The 1,912-nt window shown below is 64.4% G+C and carries 2 protein-coding genes and 1 pseudogene; 2 read left to right on the top strand and 1 reads right to left on the bottom strand.

The genetic code is table 11. The features are described from left to right. A pseudogene (locus OU682_RS23790) lies at nt 1-460 on the top strand (helix-turn-helix domain-containing protein); the annotation flags it as partial. Between the two features lie 60 nt (nt 461-520). Further along, nucleotides 521-1,654 carry an IS110 family RNA-guided transposase gene (locus OU682_RS23785; protein ID WP_268944652.1) on the top strand — a complete coding sequence of 378 codons (1,134 nt, stop codon included), beginning with the start codon at nt 521-523 and terminating at the stop codon, nt 1,652-1,654. A 72-nt stretch (nt 1,655-1,726) separates the two neighbouring features. On the opposite strand, the gene OU682_RS23780 is transcribed toward OU682_RS23785, so the two are convergent. Next, nucleotides 1,727-1,912: hypothetical protein (locus OU682_RS23780; protein WP_268944651.1), on the bottom strand; the 186-nt coding region annotated here is incomplete at its 5' end.

The raw sequence follows: 1,912 nt of genomic DNA, 5'->3' as shown, positions 1-1,912 counted from the left end.
CTGGCGCATGTGCTTGACGGGCGAACCCGGACGGAAGCGGCACAAAGCTGCGGTATGGATCGGCAGACGCTGCGTGATTGGGTTCACCGTTACAACACCGAAGGGCTGGCCGGCCTGGTTGACCGGCCGCTTTCCGGGCGACCACCGCGGCTCAGCGCCGAGCAGATGCGCGAACTTGCCGTGATCGTCGAGACGGGGCCGGACCCGGAAACGGATGGGGTCGTGCGTTGGCGTCGGATTGACCTCTGCGACGTGGTGGAGCAGCGGTTCGGCATTCGCGTGGCGGAGCGGACCATGGGCGCGATCCTTCACCGGCTGGGCTTTGCGGGCCTCTCGGCCCGGCCGCGCCATCCGCAGGGCGACGCCGAAGCGCAAGCGGTATATAAAAAACTTTGCCGAGCTGGCGCGCGTGGCCTTGCCTGACGAAGCGCGGGGCAAGCCCTTGGAGATCTGGTTCCAGATGCTATGAAGCAGGGCTTCGCGGATAGTGACGGGGTCCCTCATGGCCATGGAGCTGATCATGCGAACCATCGACAATACCGCCGATACGACTGTCTATGTTGCGCTCGAGCTCAGTCGGGCGATCTGGCTTGTCGCCGTGTGTCTGCCTGGCGTCGAGAAACTCGTTTTCCATCGCCTGGAGGCGGGCGACACGGCAAGGCTGCTCGGCTTTGTCGCGGCGCATCGCACACGCACGGAGGCCAGCCTTGGCGCACCTGTTGCGGTCGCCTCCTGCTTCGAGGCGGGGCCGGACGGCTTCTGGCTGCATCGGCTTCTGGTCGCGAACGGGATCGACAACATCATCGTGGAGCCCACCAGCATCCTCATCAGCCGCAGATCGCGACGCGCAAAGACGGACCGGCTCGATGCGCAAGGGCTGCTGCGAGTGCTGATGGCGCGCCATCGGGGCGACCACCAGATCTGCAGCGTCCTCCACGTTCCCACGCTCGAGGAGGAAGACGCCAAGCGGCCGCACCGGGAGCGCGAGCGACTTGTTCAGGAGCGTGTCCGGATCAAGAACCGCATACAGGCCCTTCTGCTCACCCAGGGCATTCGCAAGCGCCCCTCCCTTCGTTATTGGGACGCCGAGATGGACGCCTTGCGGACAGCGGACGGTCGCACCATGCCGCCGCTTCTTCGTGCGGAGATTGACAGGTTGAAGCGCCGGCTCACGCTGACCATGGAGTTGATCCGGGAGATTGAGGCAGAGCGGTCAACAATGCTGGCGACGGCGCCCTCCGATGACACCTCTTGCAAGGTCGCAGCGTTGTCGCGCATCCGAGGGGTGGGCGACACCTTCGCAGCCGTGCTCACGCGTGAGGTGTTCTATCGCCATTTCGACAACCGCCGGCAGCTTGCGAGCTATGTCGGCATTGCACCGATACCGCATCAGAGCGGGGCCATGGATCGGGACCATGGGATCGGACGTGCAGGGAACGCTCGAGCGCGGACAACGCTGATACAACTTGCCTGGCTCTGGCTGCGCTACCAGCCAGAAAGCGGGCTGGCCGCCTGGTTCCGTGAGCGTGTCGGCGCCCTGGCCGGACGCAGCCGACGCATCGCCATCGTCGCCATGGCGCGCAAACTGCTTGTCGCACTGTGGCGCTACGTCGAGACTGGTGTGCTGCCGGAGGGTATGAAACTCAAGGCGTAAGAGATCGGCGCCGGCGGGACACCGGCTGGCGTCGAGAGGGGAGCGCGACCGTTTTCGTCATTGGTGGCCGGTTCAGACCGCCGAGTTCCAGGTTGGTCGCGCCTCGCCGGGAAAGGCCTCGTGAATGAGGCATTGTGGTGCGGGTGAAGACCCGACCGTATGTAAGGTGATGCAGCCATGGCTGCGAAAGCGATCGACCCCGGACCTTATCGACAGAGACAAAGCTCCGCTTAACGGATCGAAGGAAACAAAAATGAC

This window comes from Paracoccus benzoatiresistens, from assembly GCF_026913015.1.
In the GTDB taxonomy this organism is placed as follows: domain Bacteria; phylum Pseudomonadota; class Alphaproteobacteria; order Rhodobacterales; family Rhodobacteraceae; genus Paracoccus; species Paracoccus benzoatiresistens.
This window is presented reverse-complemented; position numbering and strand designations above follow the sequence as displayed.

Excerpts from the sequence above, each read along its gene's own strand:
- OU682_RS23785 (WP_268944652.1), top strand. The coding sequence starts at position 521 with ATGCGAACCATCGACAATACCGCCGATACGACTGTCTATGTTGCGCTC.